At 28.3% G+C, this 23,940-nt stretch carries 20 protein-coding genes and 1 riboswitch; of the genes, 6 read left to right on the top strand and 14 right to left on the bottom strand.

Annotated features, from left to right (window positions below; translation table 11 throughout):
* Positions 1–81: 81 nt before the first annotated feature.
* Entirely contained in the window at positions 82–450 is a 369-nt protein-coding gene (locus QP548_RS04220; protein WP_003449139.1) for a DUF2164 family protein, read from the bottom strand.
* A gap of 187 nt (positions 451–637) precedes the next feature.
* Between QP548_RS04220 and QP548_RS04215 the strand changes: the two genes are divergently transcribed.
* Positions 638–1,024 (top strand): hypothetical protein, encoded by a 387-nt coding sequence (locus QP548_RS04215; protein WP_061428312.1) that lies wholly within the window; start codon positions 638–640, stop codon positions 1,022–1,024.
* 114 nt (positions 1,025–1,138) lie between these two features.
* On the opposite strand, the gene QP548_RS04210 is transcribed toward QP548_RS04215, so the two are convergent.
* The 9 genes from QP548_RS04210 to QP548_RS04170 all read right to left on the bottom strand — a co-directional run bounded on the left by QP548_RS04210 (position 1,139) and on the right by QP548_RS04170 (position 10,084).
* Positions 1,139–1,291, bottom strand: a complete 153-nt coding sequence (locus QP548_RS04210; RefSeq protein ID WP_075808093.1) for a ybaK/ebsC protein — start codon at positions 1,289–1,291, stop codon at positions 1,139–1,141.
* Between the two features lie 41 nt (positions 1,292–1,332).
* Positions 1,333–1,818, bottom strand: coding sequence for a Cys-tRNA(Pro) deacylase (gene ybaK, locus QP548_RS04205; protein WP_061428314.1), 486 nt, complete (start codon positions 1,816–1,818; stop codon positions 1,333–1,335).
* A 231-nt stretch (positions 1,819–2,049) separates the two neighbouring features.
* Positions 2,050–2,427, bottom strand: coding sequence for a hypothetical protein (locus QP548_RS04200; protein WP_061428316.1), 378 nt, complete (start codon positions 2,425–2,427; stop codon positions 2,050–2,052).
* A gap of 298 nt (positions 2,428–2,725) precedes the next feature.
* On the bottom strand, positions 2,726–2,959 hold the full coding sequence (locus QP548_RS04195) for a hypothetical protein (protein WP_061428318.1): 234 nt from the start codon (positions 2,957–2,959) through the stop codon (positions 2,726–2,728).
* Positions 2,960–2,977: 18 nt separating this feature from the next.
* Complete coding sequence (locus QP548_RS04190; protein ID WP_061428320.1) at positions 2,978–3,463, bottom strand: hypothetical protein; 486 nt, start codon at positions 3,461–3,463, stop codon at positions 2,978–2,980.
* Between the two features lie 254 nt (positions 3,464–3,717).
* Positions 3,718–3,855: a hypothetical protein gene (locus tag QP548_RS04185; protein ID WP_158024737.1), complete on the bottom strand. Its 138-nt coding sequence runs from the start codon at positions 3,853–3,855 to the stop codon at positions 3,718–3,720.
* A 92-nt stretch (positions 3,856–3,947) separates the two neighbouring features.
* Complete coding sequence (locus QP548_RS04180; protein WP_061428322.1) at positions 3,948–4,508, bottom strand: AAA family ATPase; 561 nt, start codon at positions 4,506–4,508, stop codon at positions 3,948–3,950.
* Between the two features lie 83 nt (positions 4,509–4,591).
* Positions 4,592–5,542, bottom strand: coding sequence for a ribonuclease Z (locus QP548_RS04175; RefSeq protein WP_061428325.1), 951 nt, complete (start codon positions 5,540–5,542; stop codon positions 4,592–4,594).
* A gap of 111 nt (positions 5,543–5,653) precedes the next feature.
* Positions 5,654–10,084: a discoidin domain-containing protein gene (locus QP548_RS04170; RefSeq protein WP_061428327.1), complete on the bottom strand. Its 4,431-nt coding sequence runs from the start codon at positions 10,082–10,084 to the stop codon at positions 5,654–5,656.
* Positions 10,085–10,297: 213 nt separating this feature from the next.
* Here QP548_RS04170 and QP548_RS04165 point away from each other — a divergent pair, with 213 nt between their 5' ends.
* Positions 10,298–10,924, top strand: coding sequence for a TrkA C-terminal domain-containing protein (locus QP548_RS04165; RefSeq protein ID WP_003449118.1), 627 nt, complete (start codon positions 10,298–10,300; stop codon positions 10,922–10,924).
* 52 nt (positions 10,925–10,976) lie between these two features.
* Here QP548_RS04165 and QP548_RS04160 read toward each other — a convergent pair whose 3' ends face one another.
* From QP548_RS04160 to QP548_RS04145, 4 genes are all read right to left on the bottom strand, one after another.
* A complete protein-coding gene (locus tag QP548_RS04160; protein WP_061428329.1) occupies positions 10,977–11,729 on the bottom strand; it encodes a hypothetical protein in 753 nt (250 codons plus the stop codon).
* 91 nt (positions 11,730–11,820) lie between these two features.
* The gene (locus QP548_RS04155; RefSeq protein WP_061428331.1) at positions 11,821–12,969 is read right to left on the bottom strand and encodes a YibE/F family protein; all 1,149 of its coding nucleotides are present in this window, start codon (positions 12,967–12,969) and stop codon (positions 11,821–11,823) included.
* Between the two features lie 80 nt (positions 12,970–13,049).
* Complete coding sequence (locus QP548_RS04150; protein ID WP_061428333.1) at positions 13,050–18,182, bottom strand: CehA/McbA family metallohydrolase; 5,133 nt, start codon at positions 18,180–18,182, stop codon at positions 13,050–13,052.
* A gap of 236 nt (positions 18,183–18,418) precedes the next feature.
* Complete coding sequence (locus tag QP548_RS04145) at positions 18,419–18,922, bottom strand: GNAT family N-acetyltransferase (RefSeq protein WP_003449110.1); 504 nt, start codon at positions 18,920–18,922, stop codon at positions 18,419–18,421.
* Positions 18,923–19,220: 298 nt separating this feature from the next.
* Here QP548_RS04145 and QP548_RS04140 point away from each other — a divergent pair, with 298 nt between their 5' ends.
* The 4 genes from QP548_RS04140 to QP548_RS04125 all read left to right on the top strand — a co-directional run bounded on the left by QP548_RS04140 (position 19,221) and on the right by QP548_RS04125 (position 23,842).
* Positions 19,221–20,009 carry a histidinol-phosphatase gene (locus tag QP548_RS04140; protein ID WP_081109950.1) on the top strand — a complete coding sequence of 263 codons (789 nt, stop codon included), beginning with the start codon at positions 19,221–19,223 and terminating at the stop codon, positions 20,007–20,009.
* A 348-nt stretch (positions 20,010–20,357) separates the two neighbouring features.
* Positions 20,358–21,671, top strand: a complete 1,314-nt coding sequence (locus QP548_RS04135) for a sodium-dependent transporter (protein ID WP_061428338.1) — start codon at positions 20,358–20,360, stop codon at positions 21,669–21,671.
* A gap of 95 nt (positions 21,672–21,766) precedes the next feature.
* Positions 21,767–21,870: riboswitch (TPP riboswitch) on the top strand.
* 91 nt (positions 21,871–21,961) lie between these two features.
* A complete protein-coding gene (gene thiT / locus QP548_RS04130; protein ID WP_003472720.1) occupies positions 21,962–22,657 on the top strand; it encodes an energy-coupled thiamine transporter ThiT in 696 nt (231 codons plus the stop codon).
* A 108-nt stretch (positions 22,658–22,765) separates the two neighbouring features.
* A complete protein-coding gene (locus QP548_RS04125; protein ID WP_061428340.1) occupies positions 22,766–23,842 on the top strand; it encodes a pyridoxal phosphate-dependent aminotransferase in 1,077 nt (358 codons plus the stop codon).
* The last annotated feature ends 98 nt before the right edge of the window (positions 23,843–23,940 follow it).

Below are 23,940 nucleotides of genomic sequence, written 5' to 3'. Positions count from 1 at the left end.
AATAAAATAGTTACAAAAAAATATCAAAAATAACAAAAAAAGAAGTTATCCATATTTAAATTAGATAACTTCTATGTTCTATCACCTTTCTACACTCAACAAATCATCAGATTTTTCAACAATATATTTATAAGAATCTATAACCCCTTGTATATAAAATTGTGCTCCTAAATTTTCCACAAAAAATCTTATAAGTTTATCTAACTCTTCATCATCTAAACTTTCATTTTTTTCAAGCTTAAAATATTTTAAAAGTTCTTCTTTCAAAAAGTCTTTTTTTTCTTTAGAAATATCAAAATTATTATTTATTGTAACGCTACCTTTTTTATTATTATCTATAATAATATCACTTATAAAAAAACTAGTGTAACAATGCCCTTGCTTATCATAATAATCTTCCTTATTCCCATAATATCCTTCTTCAACTTTATTTAAATCATTTTTATTCATACAAATTCACGCCTTCTAAATAAATTTGGAATATATCCCATATAATACATTTTATTCACCAATCATATTAAAGTTACTTAATATATTATTTTAATCTTTAAGTTTTTATCATTAAGGAAATTATAAAAAGATTTTAATTTATGATTATATAAATTAATTTTGTAAATAATAAATTTGAGGTGATTTTATGTATAAAGCAATTGGTATAAATATGGATAAAGAATACAAGGCATTAAGAAAAAAATCTAAACGCTTTGTTCCCCCATCTCATTATAGAGATAACTATTCAATGAATAGTTCCAATGAAGATAACATAGAGGATTATTCATTCTTTGATTCTATGGAGGATTTAAAGGATTGTGCTAATTCTAATGATGAGGATTGCAAAATAAGATCTTGTCTATTAAATAAAGAAATTCAAGTAAATAAAAAAGTTCTTATTGCATCCTGCATAGGAGCTGCAGCAGGTATTATAGGTGTAACCTGTGCAATGAAAAAAATGAATTCAAAATCAAACAAAAGTCTTTTAGCAGCTGCTCCTTCTTTAATGAAATTTGCTAAAACTATGCTTTAAAAAGTAAAAAAGAAGCCACATAAAATTTTGTGGCTTCTTTTTGATTTAATAATTACAATTCTAAACTTTTAAATTCTTAAAAGTTCTTTTAAAATATAGTCTAATTAGTTTTTACTATTTTATTAAAAATGCAAATTCCCCTTCTACAACACTTACTAAGTCTTTTGGATTCATTTTTATTTGATGTCCTATCTTTCCTGCACTAAATATTATAAAATCTAAATCTTCTGCACTCTCATGTATAAATGTTTTATAGTTCTTTTTCATTCCTATAGGTGAACATCCACCTATGTTTATTTAGACAAGAATTATTTTATTAAAAATGCAAATTCACCTTCTACTACATTTACTAAATCATTAGGCTTCAACTTTATTTGATGACCTATTTTTCCTGCACTTACTATCATAAAATCTAATTCCTTAGCACTATCATGTATAAATGTTTTGTAAGGACGTCTAAGTCCTATGGGTGAGCATCCTCCACGAATATATCCGGTATATTTTAATATATCTTTAACCGCTATCATTTCAACTTTCTTTTCTCCAGCTATCTTAGCAGCATTTTTTAAATCTAATTCTTCTGCAACTGGTATAACAAAAACATATAACTCTTTACTTGTTCCTTGAGCCACTAATGTTTTAAATACATTCTTCTCATCCACTCCAATTTTATGAGCTACTGAAATTCCATCTATCTTTCCATCTTCGCTTTCATAACTTAACATTTCATATGAAACCTTTTTAGAATCTAATATTCTCATAGCATTTGTCTTAAGTTTCTTATCTTTTGCCATAATTTTCACCTCTTAAACTTAAATCATTTATAATTATACAATAAAATTCTTTAAAAACTAAGCTTAACTTAATATTATCTCAGATGAAGTTGATATAAATTAATTAAGCTACATTATTATCTAGATTTATTCTATTTATTTACTTTCAGATGGTCATTTATGTTATTCCTTTGCTACACATATAGAATAAAAAAAATGCTTTTATAATAAATTTATTATAAAAGCATTTTTTTATTTGTTTAATTTTTCAAATATAGCTTTATCATTAGTTGAAAATTCGTTTAAATCATTTGATTGTATAAGATTCTCATTGGCATAGTTTAATTTAGTATAACCTTTTTCGCCTATAGTATAAACATACGGTTCTATTTCTTTATAATTTGATATAATATCAATAACTTCCTGATTTTTAGTATCATACAAATCTAACTTTTTATTGAAATTTTCATCAGAAAACTTATAGATAGCAAACTGTCCATCTACACCAAAGGATTCAATAGTATCTCTATCTCCTGTAGAAGAGTATCTAGGTACTTCGTTATTATTCCCACATACTAGAAATAAAAGAGCGAAGCTTAAAGCTATAAATATTAAAGAGAATTTTTTCATTTATTCCTCCTAAAAAGTAATTTTAAAAATATTTTAATCATATTAATAATACCATTATTTTTAATATAATAAAAATATTTCTATAGTGTATTAGGCAAATTAGTAATTAATAGCATATAATCCTCCCATAATATAAAATAATTTATATCTAAATTTTAATATAAATTACATTTAATAATTATATTCTTATTATAATTATGTAAAAATAATTAAAGAAAGTGTTTTTAAGTCAAGAAAAATCTATAAAAGCAAAAGAATACTTAGTAATATTTAATATTACTAAGTATTCTTCATTACTTCACCAATTCCAAAAACAATTCCATACATCTTTATAACTAAAATTTTTTTTGCATAAAAGAATGTATATGAAAAATATTGATGTAAGAATTCCTGAAGAAATATTTACACTTCTTGATCTTCCAGTTGGAAAATAAAATACACATTGTACCAATATTAAGAATAAGAAATTTATTAAAAAATAATCAGGATCTGTCTTAATTTTTTCTAAATTAAACCATAAAAATCGTTTCAAATTGCCCACCCTCTATTATTAAATTGGAAGTAATAGCATTATCACATTAGTTACAAACCAATTTACATTTTCAGGCATACCTGCAGCTCTGAATACCCTATGAAAGAAATCTTCTACACTATCAGAAATACCTATAAATTTATCTGCTATAGCAAATATTCTATCAAATGCAACATATTTTTTCATCCAGTTTGGTAATTTACTATAAACTACTGCCCAATTTCCTTTTAACCATTTTAAAGCAGTCTTTATTGCTTTTGTTACTGCACTTCTTTCTCTTATATCTTCACCATAGTCAATACTATAATCAATATGTGGTCTTATTGAGTTTGCAATCTCTTCAGCACTATAAGTTATTCCATCCATAGTTATAGAATAGTTACTATTAATACTTTTAAAGCTTCTCTCATTAGCATATGCAGTTAAAGATGGAGCAAACATGCTTGTACATAAAGTACTTGTAATTGCTAATACTGTTAATCTTGATATTAAATTTTTCTTCATGGTTATTCCTCCTATTTCATATGTTTTACAATTTTATTATATTCATACATAAAATAACTTCAATGTTCTTTGCATAACAGGTCATTTTTCATGCAAAACTGGTCAAAAATCAAACTTTAAATTAACAAAACATTAATAAAAAGCAACTTATTTTAAAATTTTATTTAAAATAAGTTAAATTATTGATTATATTCTTAACTTTTTATTTCTAAAAAGAAAAAAGCTAGATAAGATTTTCCTACCTAGCTTTATCATTACAATTCATTTTTAGCCATTCCTTTAAGACCTACATTACTGCTTAACTCTTTATTTAGATATCCTATTGTAATACCAGTAATACCATAAGCATGATTAATATCGCCACCGGTGTGTCCCATACTCAAAATAACCATTATAATTATACTATTTTATTATTAACCTATTCTTTCTATCTTCTTTTTTAATACTCTATATTCTACTGATTATGATTTAGCCTAGTAAAATTTTATAGTCCATTTTCAACCACAAAATCTGTTACTTCCTTTGTTAAATCTTTAAAAGATCCGCTATTATCCACTGTAAAATCACATAAATCAATTATTTTTCTTGTATTCTTTTCAAGGTCACCTTGTGAGTTTTGTTCATAACCATCTCTACTTTTTAATCTTTCTATTCTTACTTTTTCATCACATTTAACCCCTAATGTTTTGAAACCGCTATTTTTCCAGAATTCAAAGTCCTCATATGTTCTTCCACCAGTTACTATTATAAGCTGTTCATTATCTATATCCTTCATAGATTTCTTTTTAAACTTATCTAGTATTTTACCTAATACATAGTAACTTAAAAAGTCCTCATCTATTTCCTTAAGTTTTATAGCCGTATCTACATAAAATTCTCTTTTTTTATTTTCCCACTTATCTGTTGCTAAAAATATACATGACATATCCCTAACTAAGTCTCCTATATTAAAGAAACTGACACTTTTCTCTGAATATTCATTTATAAGTTTAGCCACAGTATCTTTTCCTGAACCTTTTTCCCCAAAAACTATTAACCCCTTCATATCATCAATCCCTTTCTTAGTTATAAGATTTCATAATAATTATAACATTTATTGGAATTTTTAAACATCTTATTTTATTTTAATTATTCTTTAAAATTTAAAGTTTTTTCCTCTCCATCACTTCCAGCATGGGAATTTTCAAATACCTCTCTTGCATTATGTATAAATTCCTTTGGATCATTAATAGATGGACTAAAATGAGTTAATAATAATTCCTTTACCTGACCCATTTTAGCTAAATTAGCTGCTTCCTTAAAAGTCATATGTTTATTTTTTATGGCCTTATGCATATCCTCTTCACTTCCATAAGTCCCTTCACATATGTATAAATCACTTTCCTTTATAAAACCTGGTATATTCTCTGTAGGTCTTGTATCCGTTGTGTAACTTAGTTTGATTCCCTTTCTTTCATCCCCTAATACCATATAACTATAATATTTTACTCCATCCAACTCAATTTCATTATTTCTTTGAAGTTTGGACCACAATTCCTTTGGAACTTTATTAATTAAAGCTTTTTCCACATTAAATTTTCTTCCTCTCCTTATATTAAAAGAGTATCCTAAACAAGGAGAAGAATGATCTAATTCTAAAGTTTTTATACTTAAATCCGAACTTATTTTTTCATCCTCTTCAACTAATTCCATTTTTTCTTTTTTAACCATGAATTCTAAATTACTTGCATCTTCTAGTATGTTAAGTTTATATGGAAGATATGGAAGAGTTATTAAAAATCCCTCTATAACCTCTTTTATTCCCTTAGGTCCTATTATATATATATCTTCTGTTCTTCCACTATTACCAATTGTAGAAAGTAAACCTGGTAATCCATATATATGATCTCCATGAAGATGACTTATGCAAATAATATCTATACTTTTAAATCCAGTTCCATTTACCCTCATAGAAACCTGAGTGCCCTCTCCACAGTCTAAAAGAATTTTTCTTCCCTTGAAATTCATAACAACTGATGATAAAAATCTATTTGGCATAGGCATGCCTCCCCCTGTTCCTAACAAGGTTACATTTAACATGTTAATCAATCCTCTCTTTCTATAACTAATTATATTATATAGCAAAATAATCTTTATTATAAAAAAAGACCAAAATCAAAGATTCTGGTCTTTTTCTTATTTTTTATTTCTCTAATTTCTGCTTGTTCTTAAAGTTATTGAATTCTTACTAGAAATTTCTCCATTTGAATACTTAGCAGCTATTTTAAAGTTATAAATTGTGTGTCTATTTAATCCTTTAAATTTATAAGCTGTCTCATCAGCACCAACTTCTCCAACTTTTTTTCCATCTTTATATAGAATATATCCTTCTAAACCTTCAGTTGTCTTTGGAGCTTCCCAAGTTACATTTACATATTTTCTACTAATCTCTGAAGCCACAAAGTTTTCTACTTGGTTAACAATTATCTCTGCACTACCTTTGCCTACTGCTACCTCTCCACTTGTTAATCCTAATTCACAAACTTTTCCATTTTCTCCATCACCTAAGTTTGCTGAAATTACTTCAAAAATTTCTCTTTCTGATTCACTCTTAGGAGTAAGAGTTACCTTTACTAAGTTTGTATCATTTTCTATAGGTTTTCCTAAACTAGCAACTAATATTTTTACTACGCCTGGTTCTACTTCTTTATAATTTACCAAAACTCCATCTATTCCACTTGTAACTTCAACTAAGTCAAATACTTCTTGATTATATTTTAAAGTAAATTCTGCTGCATAAGCTGATAAATCTTCTTTTATTTCATTAGCACCTAAGAAAACATCAAAATTTTCATTTACTTTAAGGCTTTCAGGTAAAGTTAAGAAACTTTGACCCACATTTTCCTCTGGAACCTCTAAAACTTGATGAACATTTAATTCAGCAGCTGAGGCAAATCCACCATGACCAGCTTTAGCCACTAATCTTACATGAGTAGCTTCTACTGGATCAAATTTTAATGCCTTAGTACTATGGTCAGCAGTCCAATCTCCCTCTAAAACCTTTGTAAAGTTTTCTCCATCAGTACTAACTTGGAATTCATATTTACTTATGCTACCATTTAAAGCATCTTGTCTTGGCATATAAGTAAATTTATTTATATTATAACTTCCTCCTAAGTCTAAAGTAATGTGTTGAGGCAATGCTTCTACAGGACTCCATTTAGTATGCCATATAGTACTTTCATCTCCATCTATAGCAAAATCAGCTATTCCCTCTGATCCTATATTAGGATGCTCACTGCTAGCAGTTGCACTCATTTGCTCTTGAGGTATAACTGTAGGATCTACAATTTTATGAGCACCATCCTTAATAGTAATTTCATCTATGCTACCCTTAAAGGAATTAGTTGAACTTCCTATTTTATCTAAAGGTAAAATAAATGTTCCTACCTTACCACCATTACTCTTATTTATAGTTTCTATAAATTCTCCATTTACATAAAGACTTGTTTTATTTAATTCTCCAATAAAGGTTAACTCTACCCATTCATCCTCAGGTAATTTATAATTAAATGAATAGTCATATCCTTCTCTTGAGAAACCAACATTACCAGTTTCTTTTTGACAAGCCTTTAATACCCCTGTGTTAGATTCTGATAATATTTGCTCACTATAATCTCCATTTGCATCTTTCTTCACCCACATAGAAACTGTATAGTCTAAACCTTTGTTATCAATTGGAGTATCAATATAACTTTCTCCTCCACTTAATTTAATTCCTTTTCCTTCTTTACCTTCTACAGATTCTACATTTACTCCTGTAGCATTATATTCATTTCCAGAATTATCTTTAATATTTTCTGTAGAATCTTCTTCAAAATCATAATCAATTACAGTTTCAGTTTTAGATTCTACATCATAAGTTAAGTTAGAATCTGGAACATCACTTACTTTGTCAACTCTTTCTTTAAACTCTTCAAAACTTGTTTCACTATCAGGTGCCGCCCACATTTTTTCTGATAAAACTTGAGCAGCTTGGAATGATCTATCATAGATGTCTCTTTCAGATATTCCATTTGCTTTTTCATCTATCATATCATTCCATACAGCAAACATTCCTCCCTTTAATTGAGGATGACCTGCTGGAAGTTTGTAATCTGAAGCAAATCTTCTTGGTTCCCACTCATTATATAAAAATCTTGTGTTAAGATAGTTATTATAGTAACCTGCTTCTGGAACTATATAAAGATCTGCATCCTGTGTATTTAAAATATCATATCCTTGATTTATCATATTTCTAGCATCAGCATATCCCCTATACCATATATTCATAAGGACTCCATCGCTAGTTACAGGAGTTTGTCCTGGGAAAACATCTAAACTTCCCCATAGTCTTGGATTTCTACCATAATCATCTCTTACTCTTTTAAGGTATCTATCTGTAAATGCTCTAAATTCCTCTTTTTTCTCAGGTGCTCCCTTATACTCATCTGTTCCAATATGGAAATCTTGATCTCCAAAGACTGGATTTTCTCCTCCTAAATATTCATCAAATAATCCATCTACAAAATCATAAACCTTTGGATTACCTACATCTAAATAAGTTGCATCTCCTCCTGTACCTAAGGCTAAAGATTGATCATAACGAGTAAATGCTAAGGAGTGAGCAGGAACATCTATTTCTGGAATAATTTCTACTCCATGATCCCCAGACTTTTCTATAAATTCTCTAAATTCTTCTTTAGTATAACTTCCATCTGTTGCTGTTAAACCTGGATATGTTTCAGATTCTAATCTAAAAGCAGCATAAGCAGTTTCCCAATTCTCATTATTAGTCCAAATATAGTTATCACTTAAATGAACTTGGAAGTTATTTAATTTATACCAAGACATAGCTTCCATAAATTGCTCTAAATAATCCATTGTAAAGAATTTTCTTCCAACATCAAGCATAAATCCTCTATTTTCATATCTTGGGAAGTCTCTAACTATTCCTTTTTGAATAGTTTCTCCATTTTGCTTTAATATTTGAAGTATTGATCTAGTTGAGTAGAAAGCTCCTGTATTGTGAGTAGCTTCAACTTTTACGTACTCATCTACATACATGTAATATCCTTCTTCTCCAATACTCTTATCTTCACAATTTAAAGTAAAATAAAAATCTCCTTCTACAGGTGAACTTGAGTAAACTATTTCAACCGGTTTACCAACTATCTCCTCATAATCAGATTTAAATTCATTTGCAGTTTTGCTTAGTTCATTTTCATAGGTAGGATCAATAACTATTCTTGAAGAATCTCTTATAGTAAAGTTTCCGTCTTTTCCAACCCATTCTCTTAAACTTGGAACTACTTCAGGCTTAGTATTACTTCCTAAAGAACCAGAATATTTACCTGGTACAGTTATTTCAATACCAGTAGTTTCTCTTTTTAGACTTCCTTTTTTTATTTCAAAATCCACAACCACCTTTGTATCAACTAAAGGTTCATTTATGGTCATATCATCATTTATTATTTGATTATAATCTGCCCCAATAAATTTTATCTCAAAACCTTTTGGAACCTCTGGCATTTGAAGTTTAGAGTCTCCCTTATTTATAGTAGGAACTTCTAATGAGTTTAAAACTTCATCTAAATCACTAGATGAAGGAATCTCTCCATTATATATCTCTACTTCATATAAAGATACTGCATTCCATACTGCTGGATTATTTTTTTCACAATAAACTCTTACATACCTTGCATTTTCCTTTTCACTTAACTCTATAACCTCAGTGCCACCTTTTCCAGCTTCATTTCTATGAACTGTTTTCCAATTTTCATTATCATTAGAAGTTTGAATTTCATAGACCTTTGCATTGGCAGCTTCCCAGAATAATCTAACCTTGTCAAAAGTGCTTTCCTTTTCTAGGTCAATAGTTATCCACTGTTTAGCACCATTAGAAAATCCTCCACTTGACCATCTTGAATTTCTTGAAGATGTATCTCCATCTACAACTTTGTCTGGAGTAAGTGTATTAGTTTCTGATGCTGATGCCGTAGCAGTTTTATTTAAAGCAATATTAACTCCTGTCTCTGTTTCAGGTGGTGCTACATTCTCTTCATTATCATAAACCTCAACTTCATATATTGATACATTACCCCATTCGTGAGTTGTATCTTCACAACTAACTCTTAAATAATTAGCAGTTATATCTTCTTCAAGTTTTATTGACTCTTGATTTCCTTTTCCCTCACTAGTTGTATAAACTTCTTCCCAAGTTTCCCCATCATTAGAAATCTCTAATTTATAATTTCTTGAATATGCCCCATCCCAAAGTATATCAACTTGATCAAAGGTTGTTGCTTCTTCAAAATCAATGTATATCCATTGTGGTACACTTCTTGAACTAGCCCATCTAGAATTTCCTGGCTTAGCATTTGGATCACTTGGCTTATCCTTAATACCATCAGTTATTAATTCTGCACCCCATTTATCATTAACTTCTCTTGAAGAGGCCACAGTTTTTTTGTTTAAAGCTAAATTAACTTTATCTGACTTATTTAACTCAGAAGCAAGAACAGATAACCCATTAACTGAAACTATACTTGCTGCTATTCCACAAGCTATTAATCTTTTCATCCTTTCTCTATTCTTTAACAAAATTTCACCCCCAAATTTTCACACTAATTCTAAGTACTATATTTATTCAGTACATTAAATATATATAAATAATTTCTCAAAGATATGTTGATTAAATTTTATTTTCCATTCTTATTTTTTACTAAAAATATCCTTTATAATTTACAAATCTATTATCTAAGTGATAAAATCAATTTAGTGCAATATATTAATCCTATGGAGCGTGATATTATAATGGCTAAACGTACAAAAACGCCAAACTACATAAAAATAGCTATTGATATAGCTAATAGAGTTTTAAATAATGATTTTAAAGAAGGAAGTAAAATTACAGGTCGTACAACCCTAGTTAGCATATATAAAGTTTCACCTGAAACTATAAGACGCTCAGTGGCCTTACTTAAGGATATGAACGTAGTATCTGTTAATGAAAAAAGTGGAATAATTATAAATAGTAAAGAAAATGCTAAGGACTTTTTAAGCAAGTTTAAAGCTCAATCTGACTTTACAACCCTAAGTAATGATACTTATAAAATATTAAAAGCTAAGAATGAATTAGACAAGCAACTTGAAAAAAACATAGAAAATATAATTGAATTTGCTACGCAACTTAGAAATGTAGGGACTGTTATACCCTTTGAAAGCATTGTTGAAAGTGAAAGCTTTGCTGTTGGAAAAAGTATTGGTGATCTAGACTTTTGGCAAAATACAAAGGCAACTATAATAGGAGTTAAAAGAAAAGGAGAAATGTTCCTTTCTCCAGGACCTTATTTCAAAATAATGGCTGATGATATAATAATGTATGTTGGTGAAGATGAAGTTTTAAAAAATGTAAAAAACTACATATCAAACAATGAATAACTAAAAAAAGAAGTATGATATATGCTCTTAAGGTCATATCATACTTCTTTTTTTATAAATAACTACATTCTTTTTCCTTTAATGATCTTTTATCAAAAGGATTTGTAATTAAGGCTTTTAAGAATAATTGTGGATAATTAGCTTTTAATTGTTTCATGTACTGAATCCATTCAAAGGTTAAATACTTATAAGCAACATTTATATCTTTTGCTAAATGTTTTATTTCATACTCTTCTAATTCATGAGAACATCTACTACTTAGTTCTTCTCTTAGATGTAATATTGACATAAGCATATCTGAAAACTCTTCATGCTCTATTAACATGGGATTAGTTATTAAGTTTATAACTAAATCCTTTTGAGCATTTAATTTCTTTTCCAAAGCTATTAAATCCACCTTTTTAATATCTATATCATACTCATATTCATCTACTAATTTTTCTAAATTCTTAAATTCATTTTTGTTCCATTCCTTAGTTACTAAAGCCTCTTTAGCAATTATTTCAGTATTATAATCTGCATAAACAAATGTATTTAAAATATCTGTTCCTAATTCACTAAAAAACACTCCTATAAGCATACTTAGCTTATCCCTTAAGTGCTCTTTCTCCCTCTTTTCAAGTAATTTATCAATTACTAAAGTAGTAAAGAATACTTCCATAGGTATAAAGGCTATATCTGCAAAAAGAAATATTAGTGTATGATGTAAATCTTGAAATATAAGATAATGCACATAATGTAAGAATAGGGATAATCCTATTAACCCAATTCCAATCATCAGAAACTCTTTCTTTTGTTTACTCATTATTGTCCTCCTCATTTAGTCTTAAATATTCTCAATTAATAATGTCTAGAGTTTTATACTATCATATTATATCCCTGATTTAAAATACCTTTTACACTTTTTTTAAATTCAACTTACAAAAATAACTTGCTATAAAAGCTGTTATTGGCACTGTAAGTATAATTCCTATACTACCTGCAAGACCTTGGATAACTTCTATACAAAGCACATCTAAATTTAATATTTGATTTTTACTCATATTAGAAGCATATAACATTATTATTGTATTTAAGGACCCTCCAGCAAAAGCTAATATTAATGTATTAGCCATTGTTCCTATTATATCCTTTCCTATATTCATTCCACTTTTAAATAATCCTCTTTTATTTAAAGTATCATTAATATCATTTATTTCAAAAATTGATGAGGAAATAGACATAGCAACATCCATAACTGCCCCTAGGGATGCTATTAATATAGCTGCAAACATTATTCCATGAATATTTAAGGAGGTATTTTCAGCTATATACATCATACTTTCAGCTTCTTCCATACTAATACCTGATAAGTTTGCAAGTTTTCCAAAACCTATTGCTATTACCCCTGATATAATTATTCCACTTAAAGTTCCTAAAATAGCAGTTAAAGTTTTTTTATTTATTCCCGAAACTAAAACCAATGTAACAATAATACTTATAAGTGCTGAAAAAATTGCTGCTAATATTGGATTTACCCCTCTTAACATTAGTGGAATCATTAAAAATATTATACAAACACAAGTAAAAAACAGTGAAACTAAGGATTTTATTCCCTTTATTCCACCTACTCCTATTATGACTATTACAAATAATAGTACTAGCAAAAATATTATGTTACTTCTTTTATAACTATAAACAGCTATATCTTTTATTTCGTCCTTCTCATAAAAGAAACCTAGAATTACTTTAGTATTTTCCTCAACTGGCATATTGTATATTCTGCTAATATTATTTACGATTTCATATTCCTTCCCCTTTTCTGGTCCCTCTAAAATTTCTATGACTATATTTTGATATCCTAGCTCTATGCCATCTATGTATTTATCTCCTTCTAACATCTCTTTGGTTATTCTCTTTACTTTTCCTTCATAATATTTAACATTTTTATTTAGTCTATCCTTAATAAAGCCATTATCAAATATAAATCTTGAAAATCCTATAATTAAAAAAGATATTAAAACTGTACTTATAATAAAAATAATACTCTTTTTACTATTTTTCATAATATTTCTCCTACTACCCTAACTTACTTATTATTGAGGCTGACCTAAAGAAGGCCAGCCCTAAAAACTTAATAAATTATTTATCTTACTTTTTTTCTTTTAGAAACCATATAAAATCCTAAAGCTAAGTATAAAGCTCCAAAGCCCATAAGCATGTTAGCATTCATTCTATTACCAGTGTTAGGTAATTCTTCTGGTTTCTCTGTATTAGGTTTATCTGTGCCTGGTTTATTTTCTTCACCTGAATCATTTCCTGATCCATTATTTGAATCTTCACCATTATTGGAATCCCCATTATTATCAGAATCTCCTCCACTAATTTCTTTTAAAACAACTAGTGAAAACTCTTTATTATTACTTTTTATTTCATTTCCTTCAGAATCAAAAAGCTTTATGCTTATACTATATCTACCCTCTAATTCAAAAGCATGTTCAAAAGTTAATTTCTTAAATTCATTAACTCCTAAAGAATCTATTTTTTCTTCTTTTAATAAAACTTCATTTTCACCATTGTTAGCAAAGATTTTTAAAGTTACATTTTCTAAAGCTTCCTTAGTGCTATTTTCTAATTTAGCTAATAAGCTTATTTTTTCATTTTCTTTTATTTCATTTTTTTCACTTGTAATTTCAGTATTTATAACTCCAAGGTTTTCTTCTTCCTGAAGAACTATTTCTCCAGTATTTCTTACTCTTAATCTATTGCCCTCTGGATCTTCTGAGCTAAGTCCTATTGCTGAAACAGTATCACCAACTTTTATTCTTGGATCCCATTTACCTTTCATATTTTCATTTATTCCATCCCATATATATCCTTCAACATATATTCTTGAAACTCCTGAACCGTCATCTAAGTAAATATTGCTATCATCCATGTCAACAACTTTGCCTGTTACCTTTGTTAACCATCCTTCATTCTCATGAAGCATACTATCTCCAGTGCTCATTTCTTTAGGACTCACTTCATTTATATTTTCATCAATTATCTCTAAATCTGCACTTTCATCACTTATTTGTATTTCAAATTCACCTTGGTATGCCTCTACTCTTCCCTTAACTCTTACTTTTTGTCCAACTTTTACAGGAGTGTTAGAAACACCAAAAACATTTATTCCACCAGTTTCATCTTGAATGTATATAACTTCAAAGAAAGCATTTTTAGGTTCTACAGCCTCTGACTGAGCTGTTACTATTCCCTCTAAAACATACTCTTCTCCTAATCTATCTGGTTCTCCATCATTATTTTTATCTTCTCTAAATTCTTTAATAGTAAGCTTTTCTAATTCTTTTTCAGGCAACATCCAATTTATTATATTTTTTGTTACCTTACTATTACTTTTACTTTCAGCATTAGTTCCATCTATTTCAAAGTTTGAGAAGAAAGTACTTCCAGCTACGGCTACCTTTCCTCCATTAGACAATTCTTCTACTGCTAAAACATTAACTTGTCCTTTTTCTACTGGAACATTATCCCCTTGTTTATCTGAATCATCTGTTCCTGTAGATTCATGACCACTTACTAAGAAGTCAACCTTTTCTTCCTTAGCTCCATCCTTTAATACTACTGATGATCCACTATAGAAGCTAAATTTATCCTCTTCAACTAATCCTTCAACAAGATTAAAGTTAGGAGAAGAATACTTATTTAACATAAGTCTAAATTGTTGTCCTTCATTAACTTCATAATCTGCAACTTGGTCATCATTTACTCTTAATTCTGAATTTATCTTCTCTAAAATAGGATTTAATTGAGCACCATTACTATACTCTCCAACTCCATCTTTATAATCTGCCCTTGATGTAATGATTATATTTCCACCCTTATCCATGTATTTTCCTATTGCGTCAATTTCTGAATCTGTAAAATTACTTTTGTAAACTTCATACTTAGGCTCATCAATTCCTTGAGGGTCAGTTATAACTAATAAGTCAACATTTTCTAAAGATTTTTCTGTTATTTCTTCTTTGTTTATTATAGGAATACAATCATTTTCTGTTAATAACTTTTCAAAAGCATCTATTTTTCCTGCATAGTTTCCTGTTACATATTGATTAGCATGAGCCCCATCTATCATTACCTTATAAACATCACCTTCAGTTACAACTTCTATCTTAGAACTCTTAGTAAATGTCTTGTCTGTTCCATTTATTGAAATTGTAGCTTTTGCATAAATAGTAAATTCTCCTGCTCTTTCAGGTTGCCATGTTATAGAACTTTCCTTTAAGCTATTTCCTTCTAAGCTTTCTATAATTTCTTCTCCAATTTTCTTCTCATCTGAAATTTCTCCATTGAAGAATTCAACCTTTATATTGTTTAATCTTTCAGAACTATTATTATAAACTTCTATTGAGAATTTAGCCTCGTCACCAACTAAAAGCATATCTTTATCAGTTTTTAATTCATTTAATCCTACATTTACATTTTCCCCAATCCATACTGGAGCTGTAACTGCAATATCTTGATCTCCTTGTACTACTTTTACATAATAGTAGCTATATTCAGGTTTAAGCTTAAAATTCCAATAAACTTTATTGCTATTAAATTCCTTTGAAATAACCTCTACTCCCCCATTAGCTATTATTGAAACTTTCTTTATAGTATCCTCTTTATCCTCATCATTTATTTCTATATTAAAATCTAAGTCTTCTACTTCACCTAAATTGCTTCCCATTATTTGATTATTAACAGTATAATCAATAGTCATATTCTTATCCTCTGAAGAATACACTTGCTTTTTGTTCATAGCTTTATATAAAGCATCCCTTGAATTTTCTTCTGATAATATTATTGTTCTAGCATCATTTGCTGTAAGCCATTTTCCCTTATGATTATCTTGGTTATTAGTAGGAGCAACATGCCATCCCTTATCTAAAGCTCTTGTATAATATTCATAGCTTGGGAAATATCCACTGCCTCTCACAGGTCCTTCTCCATTTCCAACCTCTATTAAATTAACTACCTTGTCTGCTCCTTCGCTATAAAAACCAAAGTCTGCAAAATCGCCAAAAGTCTTTCCTGGATGATTTAATTGAGAAACTGACTCTGGTAATTGAGAAATAGTATTATAATAATTTTTTAAATTCATATCACTATTTTTTCTTGTTTCAAATCCTGGAGTATTAAATGTATTTATATGTCCCCATCCTCCAGTAGATCCTGACCAAGTCATTTCATAACCATACATAGCAACAAAGTTACCATCATCATTATATTTATCAGATATATTTTGAGCATTAGTCCAAGCTTTACTCATTGATCCATCATTTATATTAGCTTCAGTATCATTATCAAACCAGTTTGAATGGTCTGTTACGGCAAAATAATCAGCCTTTCCTTCATCTCTTGCCCATTTATAAGCATCCTCTAAGCTTCCAGTTCCATCTGAAATATTAGTATGTGAATGTAGTTGTCCATAATAATGATTTATCTTTCCTACTCTAAACTTCCATTCTTTCAACCTATTATTTCCTAAAGAATCACTTACACTAACTTCTACTCTATGTTCTCCATCCTCTAAGTCTTTCTCAATCTCATATGAAAAACCAGCTTCTGTTATTTTAGCTCTTTTAGTTATGTCTTCATTATCTAATTTAATTTTTACACTTTCTACATTTACTCCAGAATTATCTATAAATTCTCCACTTATAACAGGTTTTCTGTTTTCTCCTACACTTGAGTTTTCCTTAGGTAAAACATTCTTAACCTCAGGTCCACTTAAGTCTTCGTCTACTACCTGAAAAGCATATACTCCACTTGCTGGTACTCTTGAAATATTTTTACCATCACTAGCTTCAATATAATATTCCATTCCAGAAGCTTTTAAATCTTCCTTAGGTATTGAAGTTTTAAATATTCCATCTTCCTCTTTTAAAACTGCTTTTTTAAATTCAGTATCCTCTTTTCCTTTAAAACTAATAGACACCTCTTCTAATTTGTTATTATCACTTACTTTAGCTTCAATGTTTAAATCTTCATTTATATTAGCCTTTTCAATTTTTTTATGAGTTATTACAGGACTTTCATTATCTTCAACTATTTTTATAAACTCTGCTGAAGAACCATAAAGTTGAACTTTATCATTGAATCTTCCAACAACGCCTTTTACATCTACTAAATCTCCTGTTTTAACCTCTAAACCTGAAGGTATAAAGTAAATATCTAAAACATCCTCTCCTTGTGTTAATGTTTTAGCTTCTAAATCAACTACTACATTTTTTAACTCAATATAATGAGAATCAAAATTTGACTCTTTTAATTCCTTAATAGTAACCAACTTAGGATCAGGCATTCCTAAATCTCCTAAGACTTTTATATTAGTAGCTTGTACTTGAAGTAATCCATTAAAATTATCTAATGTGCCACTTATTTCAATCTTATTCCCCTTAGTTATCGCTCCAAAATCCACTCCTGATTTAAAGTTTGAAACTGCAATAGCTCCTGTTTCATCCTGTATATGAAGAGTTTTATTTCTATCATTAAAAGTTACAATACCTCTTGTAGTAACTTCCTCGCCTAAGTTTTTATTTCTTGCTTCCTTTACCTTAAGAACTTTGCCTGAAGGATTTTCTCCTTCACTCCATGAAATATCATGCTTTCCTAAATCATCATATAAATTTTCTGTATCTACATCCCATTGAATAGAAACATCAAATGGTGTTTTATCTATGTTATTTTCACCATCTTTTATTTCAGCTTTTCTTCTAGCACTTATGAATTTACTATCATAAAACTTTTTATCTTTTTCTGTCTTAGCTCCAAAGGAGTCTATTATTTCGTATCCACTTCCAGTATTTTTTCTAAGTAATATAACATCATCACCATTGAAACCTACTGTTTGGCTTCCTACCCCTAATTTATTTTCTAAATCATTTATAACCTCAGTAAATTTTTCATCTTTTCCTTGGTTATTATAAATTACATAAGTCTCTCCACTTTCTATAATCTTATCTTCTAAGCTTTGAGAAACTGGACTTCCCTCATATTTTCCATTTGAATATACAGCCAAGTCATAATTAGAAAGATTTATTCCTTCCCCTGTTCCATTAAAGATTTCAATAGCCTTTGAATTAGATGGTCCATGTAAATATTCAGATATTATTAAGTCTCCCTCTTGTGTCTTAATTTCCTTAGCAAAAGTAGGATAAGATGTAAATAAACTTCCTACCATACTTAAGGATAAGGCTTTAGTTATTAAAATCTTATAATCCTTTTTCATATGAATCCCCCTTGAAACAAATTTTTAAATGCTAATTTTTCCTCCCCTCTTTTCAACATATATAGAGTAATAAATACATTTTTTAATCTATTCCCCTATTTTTTTCATAGCATTCATTATATGTTTATTCATAAAAAAAACTCATTATTCTCACTTTACATAACCTTAATGCAAATTTAACAATAAAAAAACCAATTCATAGTCTATTTAAAACTATAAATTGGTTCATATCATAATCACATTATTGATTTTTCAAGACATAAGAAAGGTTCTACTATATCTCTCATAGACATCATTTCTCCTACATGTACATATCCTAAGTTTTTATATAAATTAACTGCATTTTCATTTTTATGATAAGCACTAATTCTTATGGAATTGCACTTTTTTTCCTTTGCCATTTCTTCTACAAAATCTATCATTTTTCTTCCATATCCTTTTCCCCTGTGAGATGGTGAAACAGCTATTCTATGAAATGATAAAAATGGTCCATCAACTTGCCATGCAATATCATTATAAACATCATAAGCATAATCATTAATAGTGGCAACAGCTACTATTTCTCCAGAAGCTTCTATTCCATAAAGATGTTTATTAGAGATATCCTTAAAAATTATTTCAGTATTGGGATAACTTTCGTTCCAATTATAAAGTCCTCTTAAATTCATTTCTTTTACAACATTATCATAAATACTTTTAACCTTGTTTAATTCATGTTCTTCTATTAATCTTATTTTCATTCCTCTTTTTACCTCTTCTAATAAATTAATTTAAAATAATGTTTTATTCAAAAATCAAATCAAAATTTTACCCCATGTTCATATTTCCTTTAAATATTAATAATAAAATAACTTCAATTAGATAAAGTTTCCTTTGTAAACTATCTGCTTTAAATATGGTTGATTACTTATCGTGGAATAATTTTATTTTATTCAAAAGAAAAAGTCAAAGAATTTTCTGTTAACATTTTTCTGTTTAAAATTTATTAATATTTATCTTTTATTTGCTTTTTTGATATACTCTATTTGAGGAGAGGAAGTGGAATTTATGTTAAAAAAAATTAATTTTCATACCCATACTAAAAGATGTAAACATGCTAAGGGAGAAGATAAGGATTATATTGATGCAGCTATAAAAAACAACTTAGATATTTTAGGATTTAGTGATCATGGTCCTTATCCAGATAATAGATTTGGTCTTAGAATGAACTTTAATGAACTTGAGGAATATAAGTCTACTTTAGAAAAACTTAAAATAAAATTTAAAGATTTTATTCATATTAAAATTGGTTTGGAAATAGAATATTTACCTTCAGATGATTTTTATTATAATTATCTTAAAAATGAGTTGAAATTTGATTACTTAGCTCTAGGTCAGCACTTATTTTTAACTGAAAATGGCGAATTGAAAAATACATATTCCTTAAAAAGTACTAAAGAGTATATAGAATATGCAAAAAGTATTTGTCTTGGCATAAAAAGTGGATACTTTGACTTTATAGCTCACCCTGATTTAATCTTTATAAATGATTTTCCTTGGGATGAAAATTGTGATAAAGCCTGTAATCTAATTATTGATACAGCAAAAAAATATGATTTCATATTAGAATTTAATGCAAACGGTATTAGAAGAGGAAGGAAAAAATATTCTGATGGAGAAAGATTCCCTTATCCCTATGAAAAGTTTTGGAATAAGGTTTCTTTATCAGGAGTTAAAACCATAATTAACTCTGATTGTCACACTCCTGAAGATATTTGGGACAACACTATGGATTATGCTTATACTCTTGCTAATAATCTTAATTTAAACATTATTGATAGAATTTAGCAACTAAAACCTTGCATTTTAATATTTTTAGGTATATAATCAATATAAATTTGTTTTTAGGAGAATTTTTTATGATAAGCAGTACAAACTTATTAAAAGCAAAACTTAATAATTCTTATTATTGCTATTATAGATAGTTTGTATTTATGATTGAATATGTGCAGTCATAGATACAAACTCCAAAGGAATTTTGGATTGTATCTATGATGGCTTAATTTTCGTTATAAAGATAGGTCACATAGGTAATACTATATGGCCTTAATAAAGAGTTTTAATACCCTAGGTCGTATAGTTTAACTATATGACCTATTTTTTTATATTTATATAAAAATCTAGGAGGTATTTTAAATGAAAGAACGTGAAAATTTTACTGGAAAGTTTGGATTTGTAATATCCTGTGTTGGCGCTGCTTTAGGCCTCGGTAACATATGGTTATTCTCCTACAGACTTGGTCAATATGGAGGTGCTGCTTTCTTAATACCATACTTTTTATTTGTTTTTATACTTGGAACTACAGGTCTTATAACTGAGTTTTCCTTTGGTAGAAAGTTTAAAGCAGGTTCATATACTGGTATAGTTGAATCTTTTAAAAGTAAATCATTAAAGGGAGGAAAATTCTTTGGTATGCTCCCTCCTATAGGATTAACAGGAGTTTTTATATTCTACTCTATAGTAATAGGTTGGATTCTTAAATACTTTTTCTTAAGTTTAACTGGATCTATTAATACTATTGACACCACTACTTACTTTAGTAATTTTGCTGGTACACCTAATACAATCTTTTGGTTTGCCCTAGCAATAATATTAACTTTAATAGTAGTTTGTTTAGGAATAGGCCGTGGTATAGAAAAGTTAAACAAAATAATAATGCCACTACTTCTTTTAATTTTTATAATTTTAATAATAAGGTCTTTAACTTTGCCTGGATCTTTTGAAGGAGTAAAATATCTATTGGTTCCAAGATGGGAAAACTTATTTAAAATAGATACTTGGGTAATGGCTCTTGGCCAAGCCTTTTTCACAGTATCCCTTAATGGATGCGGTATGGTTGTTTATGGTAGTTATATAAATGATAAATTTGATATTCCATCCTCTGCAATACAAACTGCCATATTTGATACTTTGGCTGCCCTTTTAGCATCCCTTATGATTATGCCAGCAGTTTTTGCATATGGATTAAATCCTTCATCTGGGCCATCTTTATTATTTATAACTTTACCAAAAATATTTCAAGGTATGAACTTTGGTGCCTTACTAAGTACATTATTTTTTCTTAGTGTAATATTTGCTGCTATTTCATCCTCTGTAAATATGTTAGAGGGTCCTGTTGAAGCTTTCATGGCTCACTTTAAGTCAAATAGAATAAAAACTTCAATTATAATATCGGTCCTTTGTTTTTTATGTGGAATACCTTTATCATTAAATATGGGAATCTTTGATAACTTCTCAAATCTTATTACAATAATAATTTCTCCCCTTTGTGCTTTATTGGTGGCTGTTGTATTCTACTATATTATTGGTGGCGAAAATGTATTGATAGAAGTAAATAAGGGAGCTCATAAAAAACTTGGAAAATGGTTTATTCCTTTAGGGAAATACATTTTTATCTTAGTTACTATATTAGTAATAATTCTTGGAGTAATATATGGTGGTATAGGTTAAATTTAAATATAAGAAGTTTAAATAAAAATTTTTATTTAATAATTAATATTACTTGACCTAATTGCAATTTGCATATAAAATAAACTTAGAATTATTTCATGTGCTAGGGGTGCCTTTAGGCTGAGAGATGATTATTTATCATTAACCCTCAACACCTGATCTGGTTAATTCCAGCGTAGGGAAGCGTTTAGGGCTGTATTTAAACCGGATCTATATTTAGATTCGGTTTTTTTATTTACATTCTTTAGACTCTCTAAGCACACTTAAAGTTTAAGGAGGGGGTAAAAACTATGATGTCATTTTCACAAATAATAAATGATTTTATTCAAAGTTTTTCATCAATTAATTTAGGAGGAAATTTTAAGGAGATTGTAACTAATCCACTAACAATTCTCACTTTAATAGGAGTCCTAATAATATTAGTTTTACTTATAAAGGCTAAAGACATCAAATTTGATGCAAAAATGCTTACAACAATAGGAATTGCTTTAGCACTTACTGCTGTATTAAACATGCTAAAGATATACAAATTTCCTCAAGGTGGAGGAATAACTTTAGGTAGTATGATTCCTATAATACTTATTGCTTATGCTTATGGTCCATTAGTTGGAATGCTTACTGGATTTTTATTTGGTATAATTTCCTTATTTATAGATCCATATATCCTTCATCCTGTACAAGTATTATTTGATTATCCTATACCATATATGGCATTAGGGGTAGCAGGATTCTTTAAAAATCATAGAATTTCAGGAGCTGTAGTAGCAATATTTTTAAAATTTTTAGCTCACTTTATTTCAGGAGTTGTTTTCTTTGGAGCCTTTGCTCCTGAAGGAATGTCTCCAATTCTATATTCATTTTTAGTAAATGGTTCTTTAATAGGTGCTGATGGTTTAATATGTGTAGTACTTTTAGGTATTTTACCTGTTAATAGACTTATTAAAGCCATAAGTTCTAAAAGCGTAACAAGCAAATACGCATCTTAAAATAAAGTAAGGTCTAGATTTCATTAAAATCTAGACCTTTTTATTTTTTAATTAAAGAATTATACTATAGGTAAGAGATAAAAAGTTACATAAACTTAGGAGGTACTTATGAGTATTAATCATGGTGCTAATTTATTTGATTTATCAAATGAATTAGGTATAAATAAAAAAGATATTAAAGATTTTAGTTCAAATATAAATCCCTTTGGAGCATCTAAAAAAGCTAAGGATGCAATTTTAAATAATATTGATATGGTTTCTATATACCCAGATCCTAAATATACAGATTTAAAGGAGTCAATCTCTCAATATTGTCATTGCAAAAAAGAAAATATTATAGTTGGTAGCGGAGCTACAGAACTAATATCCTCTTTTATAAGTGTTATAAACCCTAAAAAAGCTTTATTACTTTCTCCATCTTATTCAGAATATGAAAGTGAACTTGAAAAGATAAATTGTGAAATAACAAAGTTTTTTTCTAAAGAAGAAGATAACTTTAAAATAGATGTTAACAAATTAATAGATAGCATAAACTCTTCAAAGTTTGATTTAGTTATAATTTGTAATCCTAATAATCCTACTGGATTCGCCTTTTCAAAGGATGAAATATCTTTATTACTAAAAAATACTTCATCAATATTCATGGTTGATGAAACTTATGTTGAGTTTACAGAGCCTGAAATTTACTCCTCTACTCCACTAGTAGATATTTTTAATAATCTATTTGTAATTAGAGGAACTTCTAAATTTTTCTCAACTCCAGGTATAAGATTAGGTTATGGACTTATTTCTAATAAAGAAATTAAAAAGTCAATGATTGAAAAACTTGATTTATGGAATATAAATATCTTTGCTACAACAATGGGGGAAATTATGTTTAAGGATAAAGAGTATATTCTATCAAATACCTCTAAATTAAAAGAAGAAAGAGATTATTTATTTAGAGAATTAAGTTCAATAAAGGACTTAAAGGTATATGAAAGTTACAGTAACTTTATACTTTGTAAAATTACATCTAAAAAGTTTACTGCTACTGAACTTTATAATAAGCTTTTAGAAAAAGGATTAATAATAAGAAACTGTTCTTCTTTTGAAGGTTTAAATGAATATTTCTTTAGGGTTTGTGTCTTAAAACCTGAAGATAATAAACTTCTTATAGAAAATCTTAAAAATTTATTTTTATAATTTAATATAAATAAGAGGTTGCATATACATAATTTTTATTATTAATTATATATGCAACCTCTTAATTTCTGAAATTATATCTTATTTAATGTTATAAG

Source organism: Clostridium sp. UMB9555A (assembly GCF_030222355.1).
In the GTDB taxonomy this organism is placed as follows: Bacteria; Bacillota; Clostridia; order Clostridiales; family Clostridiaceae; genus Sarcina; species Sarcina perfringens.
The sequence above is the reverse complement of the archived record's forward strand: the minus strand, read 5'-3'. Positions and strand labels throughout refer to the sequence as shown.

Coding starts and splice junctions, on each gene's coding strand:
- QP548_RS04220 (WP_003449139.1), bottom strand. CDS start 450: ATGAATAAAAATGATTTAAATAAAGTTGAAGAAGGATATTATGGGAAT.
- QP548_RS04215 (WP_061428312.1), top strand. CDS start 638: ATGTATAAAGCAATTGGTATAAATATGGATAAAGAATACAAGGCATTA.
- QP548_RS04210 (WP_075808093.1), bottom strand. CDS start 1,291: ATGAAAAAGAACTATAAAACATTTATACATGAGAGTGCAGAAGATTTA.
- ybaK (WP_061428314.1), bottom strand. CDS start 1,818: ATGGCAAAAGATAAGAAACTTAAGACAAATGCTATGAGAATATTAGAT.
- QP548_RS04200 (WP_061428316.1), bottom strand. CDS start 2,427: ATGAAAAAATTCTCTTTAATATTTATAGCTTTAAGCTTCGCTCTTTTA.
- QP548_RS04190 (WP_061428320.1), bottom strand. CDS start 3,463: ATGAAGAAAAATTTAATATCAAGATTAACAGTATTAGCAATTACAAGT.
- QP548_RS04185 (WP_158024737.1), bottom strand. CDS start 3,855: ATGGTTATTTTGAGTATGGGACACACCGGTGGCGATATTAATCATGCT.
- QP548_RS04180 (WP_061428322.1), bottom strand. CDS start 4,508: ATGAAGGGGTTAATAGTTTTTGGGGAAAAAGGTTCAGGAAAAGATACT.
- QP548_RS04175 (WP_061428325.1), bottom strand. CDS start 5,542: ATGTTAAATGTAACCTTGTTAGGAACAGGGGGAGGCATGCCTATGCCA.
- QP548_RS04165 (WP_003449118.1), top strand. CDS start 10,298: ATGGCTAAACGTACAAAAACGCCAAACTACATAAAAATAGCTATTGAT.
- QP548_RS04160 (WP_061428329.1), bottom strand. CDS start 11,729: ATGAGTAAACAAAAGAAAGAGTTTCTGATGATTGGAATTGGGTTAATA.
- QP548_RS04155 (WP_061428331.1), bottom strand. CDS start 12,969: ATGAAAAATAGTAAAAAGAGTATTATTTTTATTATAAGTACAGTTTTA.
- QP548_RS04150 (WP_061428333.1), bottom strand. CDS start 18,182: ATGAAAAAGGATTATAAGATTTTAATAACTAAAGCCTTATCCTTAAGT.
- QP548_RS04145 (WP_003449110.1), bottom strand. CDS start 18,922: ATGAAAATAAGATTAATAGAAGAACATGAATTAAACAAGGTTAAAAGT.
- QP548_RS04135 (WP_061428338.1), top strand. CDS start 20,358: ATGAAAGAACGTGAAAATTTTACTGGAAAGTTTGGATTTGTAATATCC.
- thiT (WP_003472720.1), top strand. CDS start 21,962: ATGATGTCATTTTCACAAATAATAAATGATTTTATTCAAAGTTTTTCA.
- QP548_RS04125 (WP_061428340.1), top strand. CDS start 22,766: ATGAGTATTAATCATGGTGCTAATTTATTTGATTTATCAAATGAATTA.